The following is a 23,975-nucleotide window of genomic DNA, read 5'->3' on the forward strand; positions in this document are numbered from 1 at the left end:
CCCGGCGCGCTGGGGAGCGCGCCGGGCCTCCTTCGTCGGCAGCGCGCTGTTTTCTCTTTGAGAGCCGCCGCGCCGCCGCTATGTAAGAACCGTGAACCAACTGACCAGACTCCTCATCGAAGCCGGGCCGCTTGCGGTCTTCTTCGTGACCAATTCCAAGGCCGGCATCATGGTCGGCACGGGCGCCTTCATGACGGCTACGGCCGTGGCCGTGCTGCTGTCCTGGCACCTGGAACGCAAGCTGCCGATCATGCCCCTGGTCGGTTGCTTCTTCGTGATCCTGTTCGGCGGATTGACCCTGTGGCTCGATGACGACCTGTTCATCAAGCTCAAGCCGACCGTGGTCAACCTGCTGTTCGCGACCGTTCTGTTCACCAGCCTGGCGCTCCGCCGGAACGTGATGAAGCCCCTGCTCGGGACGGTGCTGAACCTGAGCGAGGAGGGCTGGCGCATCCTGACGGTGCGCTGGGCCTGCTTCTTCGTGATTCTGGCCGTGCTCAACGAGGTGGTGTGGCGCACCATGACCACCGATGCCTGGGTCAATTTCAAGGTGTTCGGGATCCTGCCGCTCACCCTGGTGTTCAGCGGGCTTCAGATGCCGGTGATCATGAAGCATCAGATTCCCGACGAGGCCGATCCCAAGGAGCCCGCGCGCGCCGAATGACCGCGGAAAGCGTTCCCGACTACCTGCCGTTCGCCGAGGGGCCGTTCCGCATGGCGATGGGACTGATGGCCCTGAAGCCGGCGGACTGGATCGAGATAGACGGCAATTACGCCTCTGAGATAGCTCTGCGCGATCGCCTGCTGATCGAGCGGCGCGACGACGTCCTGGCCATGCGGCCGGAAGCGGCCGGAGCCTGCCGCGAGGTCCTGGACCAACTCGCCGGTTTCCTGCCCGAGCGGTTCCCCGACCGTTTCCAGCGGTCCGGCCCGGAACTGCTGAACCGGGTCACCGGGGACCGCTGGAGGATCGAGGGCGAATTGCCCGACCCGCTGGAGATCGCCGGGCGTCTGGTCCAGGAAGACTTCTGCATTCTCCAGGAAGTGGATGGGGAGCTTCGCCTGACCGCGGGCGTCCTGTGCTTTCCCAACCGCTGGAGGCTCGCCGACAAGCTTGGCCTGCCCATGCTGGGCATCCATGCTCCGGTACCGGCTTATGCCGACCGCCTGGGCAAGCCGGTCGACCGTTTCCTCGGCCTGATGACGCCGGACCGGCCGGTCTGGCGGCTGAACTGGTCCCTGACGGACGATCCGGCGCTGTTCCAGCCGCTGGGGCACGGGCGGCGCGATGCCGATTTGAGCATCACGGCGGAGAATGCCGGGGCGCGTGTCTTCCTGCGCGTCGAGCGGCAGACGCTGCGGCGCCTGCCGCGCACCGGGGCCGTCCTCTTCACGATCCGGACCCATCAGCGCCCGGTCGAGGCCTTGGCCGGCCGGCCGCAGGATGCGGCTCGCCTGGCCTCGGCGGTCCGCGCCTTGCCCGACGACACGGCCCGCTACAAGAGCATCACGCCGTTCAGGTCAGCTCTGCTGGCCTGTCTGGATCGTATGACCGGTGAGTCCGCTAGTGGCTCGGCACAGTGGTTTTGATTGATCTATCGTAGGTCGGCCTCGGCCGAAGGCCGACGCCGACAGCGTGGCCGGAGCGTTGACGCAGGGTGTCGGCGTTCGCCCTGACGGGCTAAGGCCGACCTACGGCACTACGGCACTACGGCACTCCGCTCCGCCGAACGTCATCAAAAACACTGTGCAGGACCACTAATAATAGTCAGCACGATAGATCGTAAGTCGGTCCGACAATGCGTTGACCGATGGAAATAGACCCGTACGGTGGCTCATAATTGTAACGGTACTTTCCATAGTGCAGGAGCTATTGCTGCCCCTAAGATGGGATTCATTTGAGGTGATGAGATGACCGAGCCGACTTCGCTCGATCAATACCTGATCGAATTGATCAACCGGGCGCGATTGGATCCAACCGCGGAAGCCTCGCGCCTGGGTATCGACATCAACCAGGGGCTTCCGGGGGGACAGATCAGCACGGCGCCCAAGCAGCCGCTCGCCTTCGATCCGGACCTGACCGAAGCGGCGCGCGGCCATGCGGAGTGGATGCTGGATGCCGACGTGTTCTCGCACACGGGCGCGGAGGGCAGCAATCCGGGCATCCGGATGGCGGACGCCGGCTACGGGTTCACCGGTAACTGGCGCTGGGGCGAGAACATATCCTGGCGCGGCACCATCGGATCCGCCGAAGATCCCGCCGAATCGCTTGACCGCCAGCACGATGCGCTGTTCCTCAGCCCCGGCCATCGCGAGAATATCCTTCAGGACGATTTCCGCGAGATCGGTACCGCCACGGTCTCCGGTGACTTCCAGGGTTACGATACGCTGATGGTCGCCGAAAACTTCGGCAAGACCGGCGACGACGTGTTCCTGACCGGCGTCGCCTATGACGACCTGGACGGGAACGATTTCTACACGCCGGGGGAGGGAAGGGGCGGTATCAATGTCAGCGCGACCCCGATGGGATCGGCCGAACCGATCACCCTGACGGACCTGACCGGCATGGCCGGAGGTTACGAGATCGCGGCCCAGCCGGGAACCTACTCGGTCACGTTCTCCGGCGGCGGGCTGGCATCTCCCGTGGTGCAGACCGTGGAACTCGGCAGCGAGAACGTGAAGCTCGACCTGATCGATCCGGATGTCGCCGCGCCAGCCCCGGGCAGCGAGGTGGCCGGTGTGTCCGGTACCGACTCACTGGCTTCGCTGATCGACTATTTCGCGGCTGAAACCGAAGGGCTGGACTTCACCGCGCTGGTCGATCATGTCCGGACCGGCGAATCCTTGCCGGATGCCTGGATCAACACTCTGCAGGACGGAGTCGACATGCTGCGGACGATCGACGTGGATGCCATCGCGGACGAACTGTCGGGTTACATCGACCTTGCCGGCCTGCCCGACGTCCGGAACGCCGACGACGGCCAGTGGGTCTGACTCGAAGGGCCGGCCCGGTTATCCCGGGCCGGCCCCGACGGTCTTAGTAGCGGTAGTGGTCGGGCTTGTACGGGCCGGCGGCCGGAACGCCGATATAGGCCGACTGCTTCTCGGTCAGCTCGGTCAGCTTCGCGCCGATCTTGCCGAGGTGCAGGCGGGCGACCTTCTCGTCCAGGTGCTTGGGCAGCACATAGACGTTGCGCTCGTACTTGGCGTGGTTCTGCCAGAGCTCGATCTGGGCCAGCACCTGGTTGGTGAAGCTGGCGGACATCACGAAGCTGGGGTGGCCGGTGGCGCAGCCGAGATTGACCAGCCGGCCCTTGGCCAGCACGATCAGCCGCTTGCCGTCGGGGAACACCACCTCGTCCACCTGCGGCTTCACCTCTTCCCAGGCGTAATTGCGCAGGCTGTCGATCTGGATCTCGCTGTCGAAGTGACCGATGTTGCAGACGATCGCCCGGTCCTTCATCTGGCGCATGTGATCCTGGGTGATCACGTCCACATTGCCGGTCGCCGTCACGAAGATGTCGCCCACCGGGGCGGCGTCGTCCATGGTGGTGACCTGATAGCCTTCCATGGCGGCCTGGAGCGCGTTGATCGGGTCGATCTCGGTGACCAGGACGCGCGCGCCCTGGCTGCGCAGCGAGGCGGCCGAGCCCTTGCCCACGTCGCCATAGCCGGCGACCACGGCGACCTTGCCGGCCATCATCACGTCGGTGGCGCGCTTGATGCCGTCGACCAGGCTCTCGCGGCAGCCGTACAGGTTGTCGAACTTCGACTTCGTCACGCTGTCGTTGACGTTGATCGCAGGCACCTTCAGCGTGCCGGCCTTGACCATCTCGTAGAGGCGGTGGACGCCGGTGGTCGTCTCCTCGGACAGGCCGCGGACATCGTTCAGCATCTCCGGGTATTTCTCGTGCATGATCTGGGTGACGTCGCCGCCATCGTCCAGGATCATGTTCGGTGTCCAGCCGTCGGGCCCGCGAAGGCTCTGCTCGATGCACCACCAGAACTCCTCCTCCGTCTCGCCCTTCCAGGCGAACACGGGGATGCCGGCGGCGGCGATGGCGGCGGCGGCCTGGTCCTGGGTCGAGAAGATGTTGCACGAGGACCAGCGGACGGTGGCGCCCAGGTGGGTCAGCGTCTCGATCAGGACGGCGGTCTGGATCGTCATGTGCAGGCAGCCGACGATCCGCGCACCCTTGAGCGGCTTGGAGTCGCCGAATTCCTCGCGCAGAGCCATCAGGCCGGGCATCTCGGTCTCGGCGATCGCGATTTCCTTGCGGCCCCAGCCGGCGAGCTCGATGTCCTTGACCTTGTAATCAGTGAAACCACTGGCGACGGCCATCTGGAAAACTCCTTGCGGTAACTGCGGTACGAGTGACTGCGCAGGGTTTATCAAGAGCCGACCTTCTGGGCAAGCATAAAGATATCTTTATGTTTGCAACAATGTGCGGCAAGCGTGAACGGTTGAAAGTTGCGGCGGCCTGTCGCACTTTACGAGAGGCATGGCCGCTCCTGCATCGTTATGATCACGGATCGATCGGTCCGAAAAAAATCATGGACCTGGAAAACGGAGTGCATATAACGAACGACGTAGACTTCGCATGTGCGGCATTGCGAAGGACCTCCGGATCGTCGCGACCGCAGCGGACCGACTCAGCGGCCAACCTTGGGAGCCGATGCCATGTTGGAGCCGAGAAACCAGCCGGAACCACCGGCCGCCCCCAGGCTCAAGACCCCCGCGCGCAGGATGGAAACGGCATTGCAGGTGCTGCTGGGCATGGCTTTCCTGGCCGACCTGGCCTTCCTGGCGGCCTTGGGACTGCATCTCTCCGAGAGCGTCGAGGCGACCGGCCTGACCCTCGCCGCCGGATGTGCGGTCCTGCTGGCGGCGGTGCTGATCCGCGTGACGCGGCGGATCGGCGCTTCCGATACGGCCGGGCAGACTTGACTCCTCGCCGCGGCGTTCCCGTCACGCCAGCGCGTTGAAATCGTCGAGCAGGATGGCGATCCGGCCCGCATCGCTCTGCTCCATGATGACCCGCGCCCGGCGGGTGGCCTCCACCAGGTCCAATCCCCGGATCCGGCGCTTCACCGCCAGCAGCGATCCGGGCGACATTGACAGTTCCCGGATGCCGAACCCCAGGAGCAGGGCGGCGTACCGGGGGTCGCCGGCGATCTCGCCGCACACGCTGACGGGGATGCGCGCCCTCAGCGCCGCTTCGGTCGAGAACTGGATCAGGCGCAGCACCGCGGGGTGGAGCGGATCGTAGAGATGGGCCACCTGCTCGTCGCCGCGGTCGATCGCCAGGGTGTACTGGGTCAGGTCGTTGGTTCCGATCGCGAAGAAATCGCAGGTCGTCGCCAGCGCGTCGGCCGACAGGGCGGCGCCGGGAATTTCGATCATCACGCCCAGCGGCGGCAGCGGGTCGGCGATCCGCACGCCGCGCCGCTTCAGCCGGTTGGCGACGCGGATCAGGATCTCTCGGACCTTCCGCACCTCCGAGACCGTGCAGATCATCGGCAGCAGGATGCGGACCGGACCGTGCGCGCCCGCGCGCAGCATCGCGGCGAGCTGGGTTTCCAGCAGCTTCGGCTCGCGTAGGGACAGCCGGATGGCGCGCAAGCCCAGGGCCGGGTTGGCGCATTCCGCGAAGTGGCCGCCGAGCGAGGTCGCCAGCTTCTCGCCACCGACGTCCAGGGTCCGCGCGGTCACGGTGCGGCCCTGCATGCCCTCGACGATGCCCTTCATGCTTTCGTACTGCTCCTCCTCGTCCGGCAGGTCGTCCCGGTTCATGTAGAGGAACTCGGTCCGCAACAGGCCGACTCCGGCGGCACCGCAGTCCATGGCGCCCTCGACGTCGCGCGGCATCTCGATGTTCGCGTTCAGCACGATCGACGTGCCGTCGCGGGTCACCGCCGGCAAGTCACGCAGGCGTTTCAGCGACTCCCGTTCGCGGGCCAGATCCTGCTGGCGCGATTGGAAACCGTTCAGCGTCGCAGCGCCCGGATTGATGAAGACCCGGCCGGAGATGCCGTCCACGACCACCCGGTCGCCGGTGCGCACCCCGTGCATCAGTCCCGCGACGCCCAGCACCGCGGGCAGGCCCAGCGACCGCGCCATGATCGCGGTGTGGCCCTCGGCCCCGCCCAGCACGGTCGCGAAGCCGCCGATCCGGCGCGGGTCCATCAAGGCGGTATCGGCCGGGGTCAACTCCTCCGCGATGATGATGCTGCCTTCGGGAACCTGGGAGAACGCCTGGAACTTGCGTTGCAGCAGCACCCGGATCAGTCGGCCGCCGACCTCGCGCACGTCGGCGATGCGCGCCGAGATGTAGGTGTCGTTCATCTCCGCGAAGCTGTGGGCCAGTGCCGCGATCTCCGCCTGGACCGCACCTTCCGCGTTGATCCGGTCGGTCACGATCCGGCGTTCCACGCCGCGCGTCAGCCGAGAGTTGGACAGCATGGCCAGATGGGCATCGAGCAGGAAACCGACATCCTCCGCCGCCGATTCGGGCAGAAGCGATGCTTTCTCCTTCAGCTTGCGGATCTGCCGGCAGGCTTTGCCCGTGGCTTCGGCGAAGCGCGCCCGTTCCGCCTCGATCTGGTCCGCGTCGATCTGGTACTCGGGCACCTGGAGCGTTCCGCTGTCGACCACATAGGCGGGTCCGACGGCGATACCGGAGGAAACGCCCAGACCGCGCAGCATCCGCTCGGGCGACGTGGGTCCGGCGGAGGTTCCGGGAATCCTGTTGTCCGTCGGCTCGGAAGGTTTCGAGGAATCCCGGTCAGTCTTCATCGAACTTGCGCCCGATCAGGTCCACCAGCGCCGTGATCACCGGCTCCGCCTGGTTCCCATAGGCGCGCAGGGTGACGGTGCAGCCCTGGCTGGCCGCAAGCATCATTAGGCCCATGATCGACTGGCCTGAAACGATCATGTCGTTCCGTTCGACCTCGACCTCCGCGTCGTACAGGGCGGCCAGCTTGACGAACTTGGCCGCCGCGCGGGCATGCAGGCCGCGCTGGTTGCAGATGGTTACGGTGTCGCAAGCGTCCGGGGTCTTGCCGCCGGAGGCGTTCTCAGTGCCGGATACCGACATTTTCCAGTCCTTGGGCTCAATTATCGGACAGCAGCGTCGAAGCGACGTTGATGTATTTCTGCCCGGCATCGCGGGCGGCGAGCACCGCATCCGCCAGCTTCTCGGAACGCCGCACGCTGGCGAGCTTGATCAGCATGGGCAGGTTCACGCCGGCGATGACCTCGACCTGGGCCTTGTCCATAACGCTGATGGCGAGGTTGCTGGGAGTGCCGCCGAACATGTCGGTCAGCAGGACGACGCCGCTGCCGTCGTCGACCTCCGCGACGCTGTTCAGGATGTCGAGCCGGCGCTGCTCCATGTCGTCATCGGGACCGATGCAGACCGCCGCGACCTGCTCCTGTTCTCCCACGACGTGCTCGAGTGCCGCGATGAACTCGGTCGCGAGACGCCCATGCGTTACAAGAACCATTCCGATCATCGAACTTCCTTCTATCAACCGATCTGAACGCCGGCTTGTCATTTCAGCGTCATCCTTGACGGGTGCCGCTCCGTTCCAGGTCGCGATGCGTCAGCCCTACCTTGTAACCCCGGCCGCCGAGCCATTCGGCCAGTGATTTCGCCACGAAGACAGACCGGTGGCGGCCGCCGGTGCAGCCGACCGCGATCGTCAGGTAGCTCTTTCCTTCCTGGTTGTAGCGCGGCAGGAGCGGCTGCAACAGGTCTGTCAGATGGCTGAAGAAGGCATCGAAGTCAGGATCCTCCGCTACCCTCGCGGCGACCGCTGCGTCCAGCCCGGTCAGGGGCCGCAGGCGCGGATCGTAATGGGGGTTGGTTAAGAATCGTACATCGAAAACCAGGTCGGCCTCGCGCGGCACGCCTTGGCGGAACGAGAACGACGTGACGAAAACATGGAGCGTCGGCTCCGCGCTCAGCTTGAAGTGTCCGGCCAGGATGCGGCGCAGGTCGTGGATCGACAGCAGCGACGTGTCGATCGTGACGTCGGCCCGATCCTTGAGCGGGGCGAGAAGGGTCCGCTCGCGGAGGATGCCGTCGGCGACCGGGCGGTCCACGGCGAGCGGGTGGCGCCGCCGCGTCTCGGTGTACCGGCGCTGCAGGATCTCGTCGGCGCATTCCAGGAAGATCAGCCGCACCGCCAGGTCCGGCCGGGCGGCCAGCCCCTCGATCCGCGCCATCAGCGCGTCGGAACTGAAGTGCCGCGTCCGGGCATCGACCGTGATGGCCAGCGGCCGGGACAACAGGTCGCCCTGCTCGACCAGCGCGTCGACCATGTTCATCGGCAGATTGTCCACCGCCTCGTAACCGAGGTCTTCGAGGCACTTGAGGGCGGTGGAGAGGCCGGCGCCCGACATCCCGGTGACGATGGCGACGGCACGGGGCCTCGTCGTATTCCGGGCCGGGTCCTGGGAGATTTCGCCGGCGGCCGCCCCCTCGGAAACTGGAATCGTCATGGGCGGTCCGGCACAGGCTCGAGCGTGCCCGCCTTGAGGCGTGCGGCGGCGAGCCTCACCTTGGCCGGCGTCGAAGCGTGGAAGGGAGCGAGGGCGACACGGCGAATCGGACGGTCCAGCAGCAGGCAGGTCTCGACTTCGGGCAGGCGTTCGATCGGGTCGTCAGCCCCGAGATCGACGATCAGCCCGATCGGGGCGGTCCGGACGGCATCGACCGGCAGGATGCCGACGCCTCGGACTTCCAGAAGTCCGGCAAGCGGCTTGGGCGCCCTGGCCATCACGCGGCCCGCCGCATCCAGGCTCAACTCGACCTGGTCATCGGCGACAAGGCGCCCCCCGCCGTCGATCAGGCGGAGAGCCAGATCGGATTTGCCGCTGCCGGAGGGCCCCGCAACAGGACTCCGAAACCCGACAGCGCGACGCACGTGCCGTAAATCATTAACATGGTCTGGGGAGGTTGCTGTGCCCGCGTCCCGCTGTCAATGCTCAGCCGCTGGAATGAATAGCTCTTTCGGGATTTGCAATGCGATTTCGATCGGTTCGGCCGCGCGGTCGGAAGCGCCGCCGCGCCCGGTTCCGGCGCGGCGGCGCTTCCAGGGTTCAATGAAGCTTCAATTCCGCATCGACGAACCGGCATTCGCCCGGCTTGATCAGCGAATTGGATGCCACTTTCACGGAGTGCAGCTTGCCATCCAGCTCGCGTTCCCAAAACGTCAGGAACTTGTGCAGCACGGGGTAGCGGGGGGCTATGTCCAGATCCTGCCAGATGTAGCTTTGCAGCAGACCCGGATGGTCCGGCATGTGGTACAGGATCTCGGCGACGGTCAGGCGATAGTCACGCAGCTGAAGACTCAAACTTGCCATGCAGATCTCCTCCGTGGTTGCGACCGGTGGGACTCCCGACATCTTGGTCTTGGTCCGAGTGTGACCTTGGACAATTTGCCTGGCAAGCAAAATCATCCTTTATAATCAGTAAGTTAGCAGCCGATCGCGGGGGCTGCTGCCAAGCCGGCGGACGGCTTCGAAAAAATCCGCAAAAACCCTCTTGAAACGGATTCCGGGTTCAATTAGCTAGTTGGCACTTCTCGGGCGGGAGTGCTAACAGCGCACGGCGCGGCATCCTCGGCCGAGGTTCATTGATCCCATGTCTTGAGGGCCGGCGCGACCGGCCCGGTTCTGAATTTGGAGGAGATTCCGCGATGAAGTTCCGTCCTCTGCATGACCGCGTGGTGGTTCGCCGGGTGGAGCAGGAAAGCAAGACCGCCGGCGGCATCATCATCCCGGATACGGCCAAGGAGAAGCCGCAGGAAGGCGAAGTGATCGCCGTGGGCCCCGGCGCCCGCGACGAAAGCGGCAAGGTCCATGCGCTCGACGTCAGGGCCGGCGACCGCGTCCTGTTCGGAAAGTGGTCGGGCACCGAGGTCAAGATCGACGGCGTCGACTACCTGATCATGAAGGAGTCGGATCTGCTGGGCGTGCTCGAAGCGGCACCCGCGACCGCCAAGGCCGCCTGACCGGCGCCGCCTCATCCGGACGTAACATTCCAAGCCTCAACATTTCCAATCAGGGTTTACGGACATGGCTGCCAAGGAAGTCAAGTTCAGCATCGACGCGCGCAACAAGATGCTGCGCGGCGTGGACATTCTGGCCGACGCCGTCAAGGTGACGCTGGGCCCGAAGGGCCGCAACGTGGTGCTGGAGAAGAGCTTCGGCGCTCCGCGCATCACCAAGGACGGCGTGACGGTCGCCAAGGACATCGAGCTGCCCGACAAGTTCGAGAACATGGGCGCGCAGATGGTGCGCGAGGTCGCCAGCAAGACCAACGACCTGGCCGGCGACGGCACCACCACCGCGACGGTCCTGGCCCAGGCGATCGTCCGCGAGGGCGTCAAGTCGGTCGCGGCCGGCATGAACCCGATGGACCTGAAGCGCGGCATCGACCTGGCGGTGGAAGCCGTCGTCAATTCCGTCAAGGCTTCCTCCAAGAAGATCAACACCAACGCGGAAATCGCCCAGGTCGGCACGATCTCCGCCAACGGTGAGCGCGAGATCGGCGAGATGATCGCCCGCGCCATGGAGAAGGTCGGCAACGAGGGCGTCATCACCGTCGAAGAGGCGAAGTCGCTGGAGACCGAGCTGGAAGTGGTCGAAGGCATGCAGTTCGACCGCGGCTATCTCAGCCCCTACTTCGTCACCAACGCCGACAAGATGCAGGTGGAGCTGGAGAACCCCTATATCCTCCTGCACGAGAAGAAGCTTTCCGGCCTCCAGGCCCTGCTTCCGGTCCTCGAGTCCGTCGTCCAGAGCGGCCGTCCGCTGGTGATCGTCGCCGAGGACGTCGAGGGCGAGGCGCTGGCCACCCTGGTGGTCAACAAGCTGCGAGGCGGCCTGAAGATCGCGGCGGTCAAGGCTCCGGGCTTCGGCGATCGCCGCAAGGCGATGCTGGAGGACATGGCCATCCTGACCGGCGGCCAGGTCATCAGCGAAGACCTCGGCATCAAGCTGGAGAACGTGACGATCGACATGCTCGGCACCGCCAAGCGCGTCGTCATCACCAAGGAGAACACCACGATCGTCGACGGCGCCGGGTCGAAGGACGACATCGACGCCCGCTGCACCCAGATCCGCCAGCAGATCGAGGAGACCACCAGCGACTACGACCGGGAGAAGCTGCAGGAGCGGCTGGCCAAGCTGGCCGGCGGCGTCGCGGTGATCCGCGTCGGCGGCGCCACCGAGGTCGAGGTGAAGGAGCGCAAGGACCGCGTCGACGACGCGATGCACGCGACGCGCGCCGCGGTCGAGGAAGGCATCGTCGCCGGCGGCGGCGTGGCCCTGCTCTACGCCACCAAGGCGCTCGACGCGATCAAGCCCGCCAACGACGACCAGCGCGTCGGCGTCGAGATCATCCGCCGCGCCCTTCAGGCTCCGGCGCGCCAGATCGCGGTGAATGCCGGCGTCGACGGCTCGATCGTGGTCGGCAAGCTGATCGAGCAGACCGACACCGGCTTCGGCTACAACGCGCAGACCAACCAGTACGGCGACATGTTCCAGTTCGGCGTGATCGACCCGACCAAGGTCGTCCGCACCGCGCTGCAGGACGCCGCTTCGGTCGCCGGCCTGCTGATCACCACCGAGGCGATGGTGGCCGACAAGCCGGAGAAGAAGGCTCCCCCGGCCGGGATGCCCGGCGGCGGCATGGGCGACATGGACTTCTGATCCGGTCGTTCAATATAATCGTATCGATGCAATCGCCTTGGGCGGCCCGCTTGGGCCGCCCTTTTTCTTTGCGGCCCCCGGCGGCTCTGGACCGCTGACCCGGCGAAGTCCTCTGTCGCTCCCACATATCCGAGCCTATCTGTGTCATCTGTGGCCGAGAATGGAAGAGCACCCCAATGGAATGGTGGCATCCCGACAGTTTCGCCCGGCGGCGCCCATTCCTGGAGGGCAGGGCGCTGATCGCCTCCAGGGTGCGGGGCTGGTTCGAAGGGCAGGGCTTCTTCGAGGTCGAGACGCCGGCCCTCCAGGTATCGCCCGGGCTTGAGCCTCACCTGAACGCGTTCTCGACCGAGCTGGTCGGTCCCAACCCGGACGACCGGCGCACCCTCTATCTCCACACCAGCCCCGAATTCGCCATGAAGAAGCTGCTGGTGGCGGGAATGCCGAAGCTGTTCCAACTCGCGAAGGTTTTCCGCAACGGCGAACGCTCGGGGACCCACAGCCCGGAATTCACCATGCTGGAGTGGTACAGGGCAGGGGCCGGCTACCGGGACCTGATGGACGACTGCACCGCCCTGGTCCGGACGGCGGCCCGGGCGGGCGGGCGCGAGGGGTTCGACTGGCGCGGCCGGACCTGCGATCCGTTCGCCCCGTGGGAGGTGCTGACCGTCGCCGACGCCTTCGACCGCCATGCCGGAATCGACCTGCTCGCGACCGCGCCCGATCCGCTGGCGCCCGACGCGGAGCTGCTGGCGCGCGAGGCGGAGCGGATCGGAATCCGGCCCCATTCCGGGGATACCTGGGAAGACCTCTTCTTCCGCATCTCCCTGGACCTGATCGAGCCCAACCTCGGCATGGACCGGCCGACCTTCCTGACGGACTATCCCGTCTCCATGGCGGCGCTATCCCGTCCCAGGCCCGACGATCCGCGCGTCGCCGAACGCTTCGAGCTTTATGCCTGCGGCCTGGAACTGGCAAACGCCTTCGGCGAGCTGACCGATGCCGCTGTCCAGCGAGCCCGGTTCGAGGCCGACATGGATCTCAAGGAGCGGCTCTACGGCACCCGCTACCCGATCGACCCGGATTTCATGGCGGCGCTGGAGTTCGGCATGCCGGAGAGCGCGGGAATTGCCCTGGGGTTCGACCGGTTGGTCCTGCTATGCACCGGGGCGGAGGAGATCGGCGACGTCCTCTGGGCTCCGGTGTCCGGTTTCGAAAGGTGATGGGATTGATCGGATTTCTGTTGAATAAGGTCCCGCTGCGGCTCCTGCTGTCCGCGGGGCTGCTGCTGACCGCCTCCTGCGCCAGCCTGGAACCCAACCCGCTGCTGGGCCGCTGGACCCTGTCCTCGCCCATGGCTCCCGGCTTGGTCCTGGGCACCTACGAGTTCCGGCGGTCCAGCATGACCGCCTTCGGGATGACCCAGCGGGTGGAGTACTCGGTCGAGGGCGACGACGTGCTGGTCATCCCCGAGGCGCTCGGGATCGGATTGGAGATCACCGTGGTGGACGAGGATACCGCCCGGCTCAACGATCCGGTGACCGGCGGCCTGGTGACGCTGCGCCGGCTTCGGAGTTGAGTTCCGGGGAGTTGAGTTCCGGGGAGTTGAGTTCCGGGGAGTTGAGTTCCGGCGCCGCGGCGAGCCGCTGCTCCCGGTGGAAGACGAACAGGCCGCTGGCGACGATCAGTGCCGCCCCCGCCGCGACCCACAGGTCGGGCACGTCGCCCCAGATGATCCAGCCCAGCGCGAGCGCCCAGACCAGCGACGTATACTGGTAAGGCACCACGACCGCGGCGGGGCTTAGCTTCAGCGACTGGTTGACCAGCGCATGGGCGGCCAGCGCCACGACGCCCAGGACGCCGAGCAGGCCCAGGTGCGGCCATGTCGGCGGTATCCAGTAGAACGGAACGGCGATGGCCCCCGCCGCCCCGACGCCCAGCGTCTGGAACGCCAGCAACGTCAACCCGCCGGTTCCCCGCAGCGAACGCGTCGAGATCAGCATCAGGGCGAAGGTGAAGCTGCCGCCCAGCGCCGCCAGCGCGCCGAAATTCAGGATGTCGCCGGTCGGCCTCAGCACCATGAGAACGCCGGCGAAACCCACGGCGATCGCGCACCAGCGCCGGGCGCCGACCTTCTCGCCCAGCAGCGGCACCGACAGCGCCGTCACGAACAGCGGGGCCGCCATGTAGATCGTGAGGACGTCGGCCAGCGGCAGCACCCGGACCGAGAGGTAGAACAGGGCGACCTCGGCGATCATCAGCACGATCCGCACGATATGGGCGATCGGCCTGTCCGTCTGCAACACCTGGACCGGGCCGGCGCGTATGATCAGGGGAGCCAGGATCAGGAGCGACGCGGCGCTTCGGATGGCGAGGATCATCGGGACCGGATAGATCTCCACCAGCCATTTGCCCATCGCATCGTTCAGCGTGAACAGAGACATGCCCAGGACCATGCAGAGGATGCCGAGCCGGTTATCCGGTCGTTCCTCCGAGGAGGCGGAAGAAGATCCGGCCGCCGGGACGGCGCGGGAGGAAGGAGAAGACAAGCAGAAAACTCCGGATCAGGCTGCTTCACGCTCCAGGCGGCGGTGGAGAAAGGCCAGCACGGCCGCTTCCTCCGGCTTGAGGGCGTCGAGACCGGAGCGCAGGTCGTCTTCCACCTGTTCCTTCAACTGGGTGACCAGATCCCCTTCGAGATAGCAGTCGAGCACCTGGGGGTGGATGTAGCATTTCCGGCAGATCGCCGGCGTGTTGCCAAGCCGGGCGGAAACCCGTTCGATCGCGGCGCGCAGATTGCGCTTGGCTGCGGCCTTCGTGTCGAAGCTCTCGAACTCGGCCAGAGCCAGCGCCGCCAGCACGGTCCCGGCCCAGGTCCGGAAGTCCTTGGCCGAGAAGTCTTTGCCGCTGATCTCCCTCAAATAATCGTTGACGTCCTGCGAGGTGACGCCGTGGCGGGTCCCGTCGTCATCGAAATACTGGAACAGGTGCTGGCCCGGCACGTCCTGGCAGGACTTGACGATGCGGGCGATCCGCCGGTCCTCGACCTGGAGATTCCAGACCTTGCCGCTCTTCCCCTTGAACTCGAAACGCAGCTTGCCGCCGGCGACCTCGACATGGCGATCCTGCAGGGTGGTCAGGCCGAAACTCTTGTTCTCCTTGGAATATGTCGCGTTGCCGACGCGGATCAGGGTGTTTTCCAGCAGGTGGACGACGGTCGCCAGGACCTTCTCGCGCGGCAGCCCGCGCTTGCCCATGTCGGCCGCGATGCGCTCCCGGATCGCGGGAAGCGCCCGGCCGAACTCCAGCATGCGCTCGTACTTTGTGCTGTCGCGCACTTCGCGCCAGCGGGGATGGTAACGGTATTGCTTGCGGTCCCGATCGTCGCGGCCCGTGGCCTGGATGTGTCCCTGGGGATCGGGGCAGATCCAGACGTCCGTATAGGCCGGCGGGATCGCCAGTGACTTGATGCGCTCAAGGTCCGCCTTGTCCTTCAGGACGCTGCCGTCGGGATTCCTGTAGCTGAATCCCTTGCCCGACTTCCGCCGCCGGATCCCGGGCTCCTCGTCCGAGACGTAGACCAGGCCGGCCTGTTCCGCCGCCGCCGGCGGATCGACGACAGTGCCTTCTTCTTCGTTCACGCGGATCGCGCCGTCCTGCATTCTGACTTCCTTGGCCTCGGTTACTTTGGCTGGGCTCAGAGCAATAACGCTTTGAAAAGAAAATCAGCGCGGTCGAGTCGTCGGACGGGACCTTGCGGGCACTTCGGTTGTTCTCTCGTCACCTGATGCCAAACCTGCGATCTCCAAAATTTCCATCGAGGCCGATCCGTGAGCAGAATGCCGCCTGTTGTCAATGTCGTCCGCCGGTCCCGTATCCAGGAAGGCCTCCCCTTTCCCCTGGGCGCGACCTGGGACGGGTTGGGAGTGAATTTCGCACTTTTTTCCGCTCACGCCACCAAGGTCGAGCTTTGCCTTTTCGACAGGGACGGCAAACGGGAACTGGAGCGTATCGAACTGCCGGAGTACACCGACGAAGTCTGGCACGGCTATCTTCCCGACGCCCGGCCGGGCACCGTCTATGGCTATCGCGTCCACGGCCCTTTCGAGCCGACCGCCGGCCACCGCTTCAACCCGAACAAGCTTCTGCTCGACCCCTACGCCAAGGCGCTGGTCGGCCATATGCGCTGGTCTGACGCCCATTTCGGATACCGCATCGGCTCGCCGCGCGACGACCTGTCGTTCGACCGGCGCGACAGCGCCCCGGGCATGCCGAAGTGCCGCGTCGTCGACCCGGCCTTCACCTGGGGCCATACCCAGGCGCCGCGGATTCCCTGGGAACGGACGATCTTCTACGAGACCCATGTGGGCGGCTACACGATGCGCCACCCCGCGGTGCCGCCCCAGCTCCAGGGGACCTATGCCGGCCTGGCCCATCAGGACGTGGTCGACTATATCCGCAGCATCGGCATCACCTCGATCGAGCTTCTGCCGGTCCACGCCTTCCTGGACGACCGGCACCTGCTTGAGCGCGGCCTGCGGAACTACTGGGGCTACAACACCATCGGCTTCTTCGCGCCGGAGCCCCGCTATTCGGCTTCCGGGACGATCGGCGAATTCAAGGAGATGGTCGCCCGTTTCCATGACGCGGGCATCGAGGTGATCCTGGACGTCGTCTACAACCACACCGCCGAAGGCAACGAGCGCGGTCCGACGCTGTCCTTCAAGGGTATCGACAACGCCTCCTACTATCGCCTGGCGCCCGATGCGCGGTACTACATCAACGATACCGGGACCGGCAACACGCTGAACGTGTCCCATCCGCGGGTTCTGCAGATGGTGACCGACAGCCTGCGCTACTGGGCGACCGAGATGCGGGTGGACGGGTTCCGCTTCGACCTGGCGACCATCCTGGGACGCGAGCCCCACGGCTTCGACCAGGGCGGCGGATTCCTGGACGCCTGCCGCCAGGACCCGATCCTGTCCCGCGTCAAGCTCATCGCCGAGCCGTGGGACATCGGCCCCGGCGGCTACCAGGTCGGCGAGTTCCCGCCGGGCTGGGCGGAGTGGAACGACCGCTATCGCGACACCATCCGCAGCTATTGGAAGGGTGACGAGGGCAAGCTGCCGGAAGTCGCGTCCCGCCTGACCGGCTCCAGCGATTTCTTCGAGAAGCGCGGTCGCCGTCCTTGGGCAAGCGTGAACTTCATCACCGCCCACGACGGCTTCACGCTCAACGACCTGGTGTCGTACAACGAGAAGCACAACCAGGCAAACGGCGAGAACAACAACGACGGCCATTCCAACAATCATAGCTGGAATCACGGCGTCGAGGGGGCGACGGACGATCCAGAGATCAGGGCGCTCCGCGAGCGGCAGAAGCGCAACATGCTGGCCACGCTGCTGTTCTCGCAGGGAACGCCGATGATCCTGGCCGGCGACGAGTTCGGCAATACCCAGGGCGGCAACAACAACGTCTACTGCCAGAACAGCGAGATCGGCTGGATCAACTGGGACAAGATCGACGAAGATGATCAAGCCCTGATCGAGTTCGTCCGCGAGGTGGTGGCACTCCGCCAGTCCCATCCGCTGCTGGGTCTGCCGAAGTTCCTGCACGGGCATCAGGACGAGGAACTGGGGTTCAAGGACATCACCTGGATCACCCCTGCCGGCGTCGAGAAGAGTTCGGAACAGTGGCAGGATCCGATGGCACGCTGCGTCGGCATGCTTCTCGACGGGCGGGTCGCCCGCGGGCTCCAGCAACAGGCCAAGGGCAAGCCGGGCGACATCCTGATGCTGGTGATCAACTCCTACCACGAGGATCTGCCGTTCAAGATGCCCGCCGTGCCGGGGGTGGTCGGCTGGCAGTCCTTGCTCGACACGGCCGGTCCGGGCAGGAAGCCGTCCCTGCTCGACACCGGCGGCCAGATCACAGCGGCCGGGCGCAGTCTCGTCCTTCTGACGGCCCTCCATGACGGAGCGGTCTGGACCAGCGCCGAGTCCGCCCGCGCGCGGCTGTCCATGCCGGAGGTCGACCCGATCCCCGAGCCGTTGGAGGAGGACGTTCCCCTCGATGCGCCGACCGCGGCCGAGTTGGCGGCGGTCGATCCCGCCGACCACGGCCGTCCGGCCGAGGAAGCTTCACCGGAGGAGGCCGAGGCGCAACAATCCGAACCCAGCGAGACACCGGTAAAATGAGCGATGTGCTGGGGCCTGACGAGGAGCGGTTCCGCGCTCTCGTCGACAGCGCCCCGGTCCTGATCTGGATGTCCGAGACTGCCGGGCGCGGCATCTATTTCAACCGCGCCTGGCTCGACTTCACCGGACGCCCGCTCGAGAGGGAGGTCGGAGAAGGCTGGCTGGAAATCCTCCATCCCGACGATCGCGGGCAACTGGATGCGGCGTTGGAGGCTTTCCACGCCCGGCGCCCGTTCCAGATCCAGTTCCGCCTGCACCGGCGGGACGGTGTCTGGCGCTGGATGCTGAACACCGGAAAGCCGCGCTTTACGCCGGAGGGTATTTTCGCCGGCTATACCGGCAGTTGCGTCGACATCACCGAACGTTTCGAGGCGGAGGAAGAGGCGCGACGCCAGCTCCGGCTCATGCGGACGATCACCGACAACGCCGCGGAGGCGCTGTTCCTGATGGACGGGCAGCGTCGGGTTTCGTTCGTCAACCCGGCGGCCGAGCGCATGTTCGGCTGGCCGGCCGAGGAACTGGCCGGCAGGGACCTGCACGATGCCTTGCACTACCGGTATCCGGACGGCCGGCCGTTTCCCATAGAGGAATGTCCGCTCAACGGGATCCTCTCGACCCGCAGCACGCTCCGTGAACACGAGGACGTCTTCTTCCGGCGCGACGGCTCCAGGGTCGACGTGCTGTGTTCCGTGGCGCCGATCGTGAGCGGCGACAAGGTCGACGGCGCTGTTCTCGTCGTCCATGACATCACCGAGCAGAAGCGTGTCGAGGCCAGCATCCTGCAAGCCAACAAGGAACTGGTGGCGGCGTTGAACGAGCGGGAGATCCTGCTGAAGGAGGTTCACCACCGCGTCAAGAACAACCTGCAGGTAGTGGTCAGCCTGCTGCGGCTGCAGGCGAGCCGCCTGCGCGACGAGACCGGGGTCGATGCCCTGCGCGAAAGCCTGAACCGCGTCTCGGCGATGAGCACGATCCACGAACTGCTCTACCGATCGACGACCCTGGCCGACATCGATTTCGCCGAGGTGCTGCGGACACTGACCGCCAATCTCCAGGATGCCTACAACCTGCCGGAGGAGCAGGTGGCCAGCGTGGTGGAGGCTGCCGAGCCCGTGCCGGTCAGCATGGATGCCGCCGTGCCCCTGGCGCTGATCGCCAACGAATTGATCTCAAACGCTTTCAAGCACGCGTTCCCGAACGGCGCCACCGGCGAGGTCAGGGTCAGCCTGTCGCGCGAGGACGGTGCCGTGGTGCTGCGGGTGGCCGATACAGGACCCGGCTTCAGTCCGCCGCCGCGCCGGTCCAGCCTCGGCATCATGCTGGTCGACCGCCTGGTCCGGCAGATCTCCGGCAAGCTCGACCTGGAGCCGCCGCCCGGAACGCGCTACCGTCTGAAGTTCTCGCTGGAATGACCCGGGATGTTTCTGACTGTCGGGCGGGCACGCGGGTCGATCTCTCAGCGGGGTGGTAACCATGGCCGATAACGAACAGCCGCCGCATTCCGGCGACGGGGAATGGCAGTTCGGCACCGTCGCCGGTTCGGCCGGGGAACGGCGCGATTTCCGGATAACGCTCGGGCTGCGGGAGGGGTGGAGCCGGTCCGGCAGGATCTACGACATCGAGCAGGCGGTCCGGGTCGCCCATGACTGGATGAAGCGCCGCGCCGATGCCGGGCAACCGTTCCTGTCCGGAATGTTCACCCGCGGCGAGGTTGTCTATGCCTGGCCGGGTGCCGGTGATGCCGGAGGCAAAGGCGGCGCCGGCAGCGACCGGGAGCCGGTGGCGATCTTCACGGGCGAAGCCCTGCCGCTCTACAGCGGCGATCTGGACGACGAGTCGATCTGCGCCCTGCTCAACGACCTTGCTTCCGAGATGGGGCGGGTGCTCGCGCAGGAGGATCTCCACCTCGCCTACAAGGACCGCGCCTGGGTGCTGCGCCGGGTGCGGAACCGGGGCGGCGACCGGGGATAGCGATTGGCGCCCGGCGACAATTTGCGGCATCCGAAGCGGTCTTTACAAGGAACTGAAGGCGTGATGCATTGGCGTCGCGTGACAGGCATGCGGATCGGCAGGAGAATTGAAACTTGATGGCCGCACTTGACGTTCGGCCCGTCTTCTACGTGATCGGCAGCCTCATCACCATCCTGGCAGTCGCCATGCTGGCCCCGATGCTGGTCGACCTTGCCGCCGGAAGCTCGGACTGGAAAGTATTCGGCACCGCCTCGGCTTTGACGCTGTTCTTCGGCGTCCTGCTGTTGCTGACCAACTGGACGCCGGCCATAACGCTGAATCTCAGGCAGACCTTTCTCCTGACGACTCTGAGCTGGGTGATCGTCTGCCTGTTCTCGGCACTTCCCTTCATGTTCTCGGTCATCAACCTGAGTGCGACCGACGCCTATTTCGAGGCGATGTCCGGACTGACCACGACGGGTTCGACGGTGATCGCCGGTCTGGATACCCTGCCGCCGGGATTGCTGCTGTGGCGGGCGCTGACTCAGTGGCTGGGCGGCATAGGCATCGTCGCCATGGGTATCGCCATCCTGCCGTTCCTGAGGGTCGGCGGCATGCAGCTGTTCCGGTCCGAGTCGTCGGACCGGTCCGACAAGGTGGTGGCGCGGGCGTCCGACTTGGCGATCTGGCTCGGCTGGGTCTACCTGACATTGACGGTCATGACCACCGTTGCCCTGCGGTTCAGCGGCATGACGGCGTTCGACGCGGTGACGCATGCGATGGCGGCGGTTTCCACCGGCGGTTTCTCGACCCGAGATCCCTCGATCACCGCGTGGGAGAGCGATTCCATCGAGTGGGTGCTGGTCGTCGCCATGACTGCCGGCGGCATGCCTTTCGTCCGGTTCCTCAGCTTCGCCAGGGGGGATGCCGGTGCCCTGTGGCGGGATACGCAGGTGCGCTGGTACATCGGCTTCCTGGCCGTCGTCTCGGTCGTGATGGGCACGTGGTTGTCCCTGCGGGAAGACTTGAGCTGGTACGACGGGATCAGGCTCGCGACATTCAACGTGGTTTCGGTGGTTACCACGACGGGCTTCGCGTCGGCCGACTACAACAGCTGGGGACCACTCGCGATCGCCGCCTTCCTGGTGCTGACCCTGGTCGGCGGATGCACCGGCTCGACTTCCGGCGGCATCAAGATCTTCCGGTTCGAGATCCTGTTCCTGGTACTGAAGAAGCAGCTTATCCGGCTCTACAGCCCCCACCGCGTCATGCCGATGACCTACAATGAAAAGATCGTCGACAGCGACATCATGCTGTCGGTGATGAGCTTCGGCTTCATGTTCATGGCCCTGCTGCTGATCTTCACCATCGCGCTGGGAGCCGCGGGGCTGGACCTCATCACCGGCCTGTCCGGCGCCGCCACGGCGCTGGCCAATGTCGGCCCCGGCCTGGGGCCGATCATCGGGCCTGTCGGCAACTTCGCTCCCCTGCCGGACAGCGCCAAATGGATCCTGACCGCCGGGATGCTGCTGGGGCGGCTGGAGTTCTTTACCGTGATCGTCCTGATGAACCCCAACTTCTGGCGCGGCTGAACCGCCGTCAAGGCGCCGCCATCGCTTTCTGGCCAAGCCCCTCCAGGGCCCGGGAGCCACGAGTCAGCAGCATGTCGGCCCGGCTGGAGCCGCCGACCAGCTCGATCATCCGGATAGCCCCGAACAGGCGCGATCCCGCCAGCACCGCCTCGGCATGCCGCGTGTCGCCCGACTCGAGTTGCAGGATCAGGGAACCGGCGCTGCGCTCCAGCTCCTCCTCGATCATCTTCAGCGTGCTCTCGACCATGCCGCCCAGCCCCAGCGGCGCTGCGATGCGGGTACATCGGCGCAGCGCGCGGGCATGGTCCTCGGCTTGCTGGAGCCGTTCCGTCGTCAATTCCCCTTCCAGGGCCGCCGGCAGGATCCGGCCGGGGGCGGCGTCGATCACGCCGGACTGGATCAGTCCGCGCACCGCGCCGCGCACCGTCTGGAGGCGGCTGGCGACGGAGTCGTCGTAGGCCGAGTCGAGCGCACTGCCGGCAGAGATCAGGCCGTCGATCAGGCTTTCCGCCAGGGCGACCGCATCGCCCGGCCGCGCTGCCAGGGTCGCGTCCCCCGTCAGGTGGTGCGACCGCTCCTCCAGGTTTCTGACGACCATCGATCCTAGCCGGGCGATGATCAGCGGCTTCTGCGCCCGGGCATGCTTCCCGAAATCCACGTCCTCCAGGCGCTGGAGCAGTGAAGCCGGATTGGCGAGCCGGCCGGCGACCACCAGCAGGATCTGGAACGGCCGGCCCGGGTCTGTCCTGGCGACCCTCTGGACCTGATGCTCGATCACCGCGATGTCGGTTGCCGACAGATAGGCGATCGGCTTTTCCGGCAGCAGCGGCTTCAGCTCCTCGATCGCTTCCGCGCTGTCGAGGAAGGGCATCACCGATTCGACGTCACGGCGCAGGATGGTCGCGGGAATGTCGCCGGCCGGGGGTTCGGGCAGGTCGAGGCGGCGTTTCAGCACCTCCGCGGCAGCCCGCCACAATTGCCGGCCGATGGCCTGCTGCCCCGCCGTGTCGCCCGGTTCGGTCGCGGCGCTGTTCTGCTGCAGCAGGTTCAACAGTTTCGGGTCGATGCCGTTTTCCACGATCCGCCAGATCGGGATGATCGCGCGCCGCTGGACCCCACCGATGGTGCCGGCCCGGCCGCCGCCGTCCAGCACGTCCTCGAAGGGCAGGCACATCAGGCGAGTCAGGGTCGGGCGCCGCTGGGGGCGGACCTGGGTAAGGCGCGGGCGGATGGTTGCCAGCGTATCCTCGACCTCCGGTCGCTCCCGGACCTGCTCCAGCAGCTTCACGATCTCCCGGAACTTCGCGGCAGGCACGTCGAGCAGCCGCTTCTCCAGATCCTTCAGGTCGGTCTTCTGGCTAGTCATGCCGCCTTCGCCTTGACCCGCTCGATGCGCTGGATCAGTTCCAGATCCCGTTCGCCGGTCCGCCAGTCTTCATAGGGGCGGACCGTCCGGCGCTGGGACCGCGCGACCCTGACCTTTTCGGCATGAAGGTCGGTGGTCGCTTCCCGCGTCGGAACCAGCGGCAGGACGCGGAAGATGTCCTCCATCGCCTCGCACTGCTCCTGCCGTTCCTTTCCCTCGGATTCGGCCCAGCAGGCCACCACGTAGTCCCACCCGTCGAGCAGCCAGGCAAGCCGGATCGACAGGTCGCGGATATGCGGCATCTCCCGGTGCCAATGGGATAGCAGCGGACCGATGTCCTTCAGCTTACCGTTGAACGCGGCGAGCACTTCGCGGCCGAGATCGATGGTCAGGCCCGCGACGTCGGCGCAGAACCGGCCGACCGGCGCGCTCTCCTCCGGAGCGGTCCGAGACCATTCCGCCATCTTGTCCCGGCAGGCCGACAGGTCGGCGACGCGGCGGCGGAGCCGTCCCGGCTTGGGCGCCCGTTCCAGGCCGATCGGGCAGATCGCGTCGCTGAGCTCCTCGACGCGGGCGAACAGTTCCGTCGGGGTCAACTTCAGGCTGGCCGCCGCCCGCGCCATCAGTCCCGTGCCAGCAGCTGCCCCCGCTCGGTATCCAGGCCCGCGGTCAGGATGTCCGCGCTGTCCAGGCCGACCGCTTCCAGGATGCCGACGATCAGCATGTAGTTCGCCAGGGTCCGGTGATTCTCGTCCTCCCGGAGAGCGGCATCGGCAGCCGCCGCGGCGGGAGGGCCGGCAAGACCGGTCCGCGCCACCCGCAACGACGCGGCCCGGACCTCGTTGGGCGAACAGACCGGCTCCTTGACGATCAGGCGGTGGAGGCAGCGGTCATGCACCGTCATCGACACCATTTCCGGTACCGCCTTCCAGGGAATGACATAGATGCCCTTCCCGGCTGAAAAGCTCGGCACCAGCACCTCCAGCCTGTCCCGATCGTCCTTCCTGATACGGGTCTGGGACAGCATCGGTGTGGTGAAGGAAACCGCCGTGCCCCGTTCCTCGAAGGTCGACGGGGCGAATTGTACCGCCTGCCTGCTCACGTCGTAGATCCTGCCTGGGCCGATCTTTCGGGATATGGAACGGATG

Annotated in this window: 24 protein-coding genes; 12 read left to right on the top strand and 12 right to left on the bottom strand. The window is 66.1% G+C overall.

The window, feature by feature from the left end; all coding sequences use genetic code 11:
• Positions 1 to 91 precede the first annotated feature (91 nt).
• The 3 genes from DPR14_RS10340 (at position 92) to DPR14_RS10350 (ending at position 2,994) form a co-directional block, all read left to right on the top strand.
• Positions 92 to 664 carry a septation protein A gene (locus DPR14_RS10340; RefSeq protein WP_158045052.1) on the top strand — a complete coding sequence of 191 codons (573 nt, stop codon included), beginning with the start codon at positions 92 to 94 and terminating at the stop codon, positions 662 to 664.
• Complete coding sequence (locus DPR14_RS10345; RefSeq protein WP_246149138.1) at positions 661 to 1,590, top strand: heme-dependent oxidative N-demethylase family protein; 930 nt, start codon at positions 661 to 663, stop codon at positions 1,588 to 1,590. The genes DPR14_RS10340 and DPR14_RS10345 overlap by 4 nt, the downstream gene beginning before the upstream one ends.
• A gap of 321 nt (positions 1,591 to 1,911) precedes the next feature.
• The gene (locus DPR14_RS10350) at positions 1,912 to 2,994 is read left to right on the top strand and encodes a CAP domain-containing protein (RefSeq protein ID WP_158045053.1); all 1,083 of its coding nucleotides are present in this window, start codon (positions 1,912 to 1,914) and stop codon (positions 2,992 to 2,994) included.
• A 43-nt stretch (positions 2,995 to 3,037) separates the two neighbouring features.
• Here the strand turns inward: DPR14_RS10350 and ahcY are convergent, their stop codons facing one another.
• On the bottom strand, positions 3,038 to 4,342 hold the full coding sequence (gene ahcY / locus DPR14_RS10355) for an adenosylhomocysteinase (protein WP_158045054.1): 1,305 nt from the start codon (positions 4,340 to 4,342) through the stop codon (positions 3,038 to 3,040).
• Between the two features lie 339 nt (positions 4,343 to 4,681).
• Between ahcY and DPR14_RS10360 the strand changes: the two genes are divergently transcribed.
• Complete coding sequence (locus DPR14_RS10360; protein ID WP_158045055.1) at positions 4,682 to 4,948, top strand: hypothetical protein; 267 nt, start codon at positions 4,682 to 4,684, stop codon at positions 4,946 to 4,948.
• A 21-nt stretch (positions 4,949 to 4,969) separates the two neighbouring features.
• On the opposite strand, the gene ptsP is transcribed toward DPR14_RS10360, so the two are convergent.
• From ptsP to DPR14_RS10390, 6 genes are all read right to left on the bottom strand, one after another.
• Positions 4,970 to 6,796, bottom strand: a complete 1,827-nt coding sequence (gene ptsP / locus DPR14_RS10365; protein WP_158045056.1) for a phosphoenolpyruvate--protein phosphotransferase — start codon at positions 6,794 to 6,796, stop codon at positions 4,970 to 4,972.
• Positions 6,786 to 7,097, bottom strand: coding sequence for an HPr family phosphocarrier protein (locus DPR14_RS10370; RefSeq protein ID WP_158045057.1), 312 nt, complete (start codon positions 7,095 to 7,097; stop codon positions 6,786 to 6,788). Before DPR14_RS10370 ends, ptsP begins: the two co-directional genes overlap by 11 nt.
• Positions 7,098 to 7,113: 16 nt before the next feature.
• Positions 7,114 to 7,515, bottom strand: coding sequence for a PTS sugar transporter subunit IIA (locus DPR14_RS10375; RefSeq protein ID WP_158045058.1), 402 nt, complete (start codon positions 7,513 to 7,515; stop codon positions 7,114 to 7,116).
• 49 nt (positions 7,516 to 7,564) lie between these two features.
• The gene (rapZ, locus tag DPR14_RS10380; protein ID WP_158045059.1) at positions 7,565 to 8,506 is read right to left on the bottom strand and encodes an RNase adapter RapZ; all 942 of its coding nucleotides are present in this window, start codon (positions 8,504 to 8,506) and stop codon (positions 7,565 to 7,567) included.
• Positions 8,503 to 8,931 (bottom strand): HPr kinase/phosphorylase, encoded by a 429-nt coding sequence (locus DPR14_RS10385; RefSeq protein WP_246149140.1) that lies wholly within the window; start codon positions 8,929 to 8,931, stop codon positions 8,503 to 8,505. The genes rapZ and DPR14_RS10385 overlap by 4 nt, the downstream gene beginning before the upstream one ends.
• 175 nt (positions 8,932 to 9,106) lie before the next feature.
• The gene (locus DPR14_RS10390; protein ID WP_158045060.1) at positions 9,107 to 9,370 is read right to left on the bottom strand and encodes an usg protein; all 264 of its coding nucleotides are present in this window, start codon (positions 9,368 to 9,370) and stop codon (positions 9,107 to 9,109) included.
• A 335-nt stretch (positions 9,371 to 9,705) separates the two neighbouring features.
• On the opposite strand from DPR14_RS10390, the gene groES reads away from it, so the two are divergent.
• The 4 genes from groES (at position 9,706) to DPR14_RS10410 (ending at position 13,301) form a co-directional block, all read left to right on the top strand.
• Positions 9,706 to 10,020 carry a co-chaperone GroES gene (groES, locus tag DPR14_RS10395; RefSeq protein ID WP_158045061.1) on the top strand — a complete coding sequence of 105 codons (315 nt, stop codon included), beginning with the start codon at positions 9,706 to 9,708 and terminating at the stop codon, positions 10,018 to 10,020.
• A 64-nt stretch (positions 10,021 to 10,084) separates the two neighbouring features.
• The gene (gene groL / locus DPR14_RS10400) at positions 10,085 to 11,722 is read left to right on the top strand and encodes a chaperonin GroEL (RefSeq protein WP_158045062.1); all 1,638 of its coding nucleotides are present in this window, start codon (positions 10,085 to 10,087) and stop codon (positions 11,720 to 11,722) included.
• A gap of 176 nt (positions 11,723 to 11,898) precedes the next feature.
• Positions 11,899 to 12,945, top strand: coding sequence for an EF-P lysine aminoacylase EpmA (epmA, locus tag DPR14_RS10405; RefSeq protein ID WP_158045063.1), 1,047 nt, complete (start codon positions 11,899 to 11,901; stop codon positions 12,943 to 12,945).
• A gap of 20 nt (positions 12,946 to 12,965) precedes the next feature.
• Positions 12,966 to 13,301 carry a hypothetical protein gene (locus DPR14_RS10410; RefSeq protein ID WP_158045064.1) on the top strand — a complete coding sequence of 112 codons (336 nt, stop codon included), beginning with the start codon at positions 12,966 to 12,968 and terminating at the stop codon, positions 13,299 to 13,301.
• On the opposite strand, the gene DPR14_RS10415 is transcribed toward DPR14_RS10410, so the two are convergent.
• Both DPR14_RS10415 and DPR14_RS10420 read right to left on the bottom strand, forming a co-directional pair.
• Entirely contained in the window at positions 13,249 to 14,271 is a 1,023-nt protein-coding gene (locus DPR14_RS10415; RefSeq protein WP_246149142.1) for a DMT family transporter, read from the bottom strand. The two genes, DPR14_RS10410 and DPR14_RS10415, sit on opposite strands and share 53 nt — an antisense overlap.
• 15 nt (positions 14,272 to 14,286) lie before the next feature.
• Complete coding sequence (locus tag DPR14_RS10420; RefSeq protein WP_158045065.1) at positions 14,287 to 15,384, bottom strand: DNA topoisomerase IB; 1,098 nt, start codon at positions 15,382 to 15,384, stop codon at positions 14,287 to 14,289.
• 177 nt (positions 15,385 to 15,561) lie between these two features.
• On the opposite strand from DPR14_RS10420, the gene glgX reads away from it, so the two are divergent.
• The 4 genes from glgX to DPR14_RS10440 all read left to right on the top strand — a co-directional run bounded on the left by glgX (position 15,562) and on the right by DPR14_RS10440 (position 21,461).
• Complete coding sequence (glgX, locus tag DPR14_RS10425) at positions 15,562 to 17,919, top strand: glycogen debranching protein GlgX (protein WP_158045066.1); 2,358 nt, start codon at positions 15,562 to 15,564, stop codon at positions 17,917 to 17,919.
• Entirely contained in the window at positions 17,916 to 19,331 is a 1,416-nt protein-coding gene (locus DPR14_RS10430) for a sensor histidine kinase (RefSeq protein ID WP_158045067.1), read from the top strand. Before glgX ends, DPR14_RS10430 begins: the two co-directional genes overlap by 4 nt.
• Positions 19,332 to 19,392: 61 nt before the next feature.
• Positions 19,393 to 19,890 (top strand): hypothetical protein, encoded by a 498-nt coding sequence (locus DPR14_RS10435; protein ID WP_158045068.1) that lies wholly within the window; start codon positions 19,393 to 19,395, stop codon positions 19,888 to 19,890.
• A 116-nt stretch (positions 19,891 to 20,006) separates the two neighbouring features.
• Complete coding sequence (locus DPR14_RS10440) at positions 20,007 to 21,461, top strand: TrkH family potassium uptake protein (protein ID WP_158045069.1); 1,455 nt, start codon at positions 20,007 to 20,009, stop codon at positions 21,459 to 21,461.
• 7 nt (positions 21,462 to 21,468) lie between these two features.
• Here DPR14_RS10440 and DPR14_RS10445 read toward each other — a convergent pair whose 3' ends face one another.
• From DPR14_RS10445 to DPR14_RS28165, 3 genes are read right to left on the bottom strand one after another with little or no spacing between them, the layout of a single operon-like run.
• Positions 21,469 to 22,827 carry a hypothetical protein gene (locus DPR14_RS10445; protein WP_158045070.1) on the bottom strand — a complete coding sequence of 453 codons (1,359 nt, stop codon included), beginning with the start codon at positions 22,825 to 22,827 and terminating at the stop codon, positions 21,469 to 21,471.
• Positions 22,824 to 23,450: a hypothetical protein gene (locus DPR14_RS28160; protein WP_246149146.1), complete on the bottom strand. Its 627-nt coding sequence runs from the start codon at positions 23,448 to 23,450 to the stop codon at positions 22,824 to 22,826. The genes DPR14_RS10445 and DPR14_RS28160 overlap by 4 nt, the downstream gene beginning before the upstream one ends.
• Complete coding sequence (locus DPR14_RS28165; RefSeq protein ID WP_246149149.1) at positions 23,450 to 23,929, bottom strand: hypothetical protein; 480 nt, start codon at positions 23,927 to 23,929, stop codon at positions 23,450 to 23,452. Before DPR14_RS28165 ends, DPR14_RS28160 begins: the two co-directional genes overlap by 1 nt.
• Positions 23,930 to 23,975 lie beyond the last annotated feature (46 nt).

This window comes from Skermanella pratensis (genome assembly GCF_008843145.1).
Classification (GTDB): domain Bacteria; phylum Pseudomonadota; class Alphaproteobacteria; order Azospirillales; family Azospirillaceae; genus Skermanella; species Skermanella pratensis.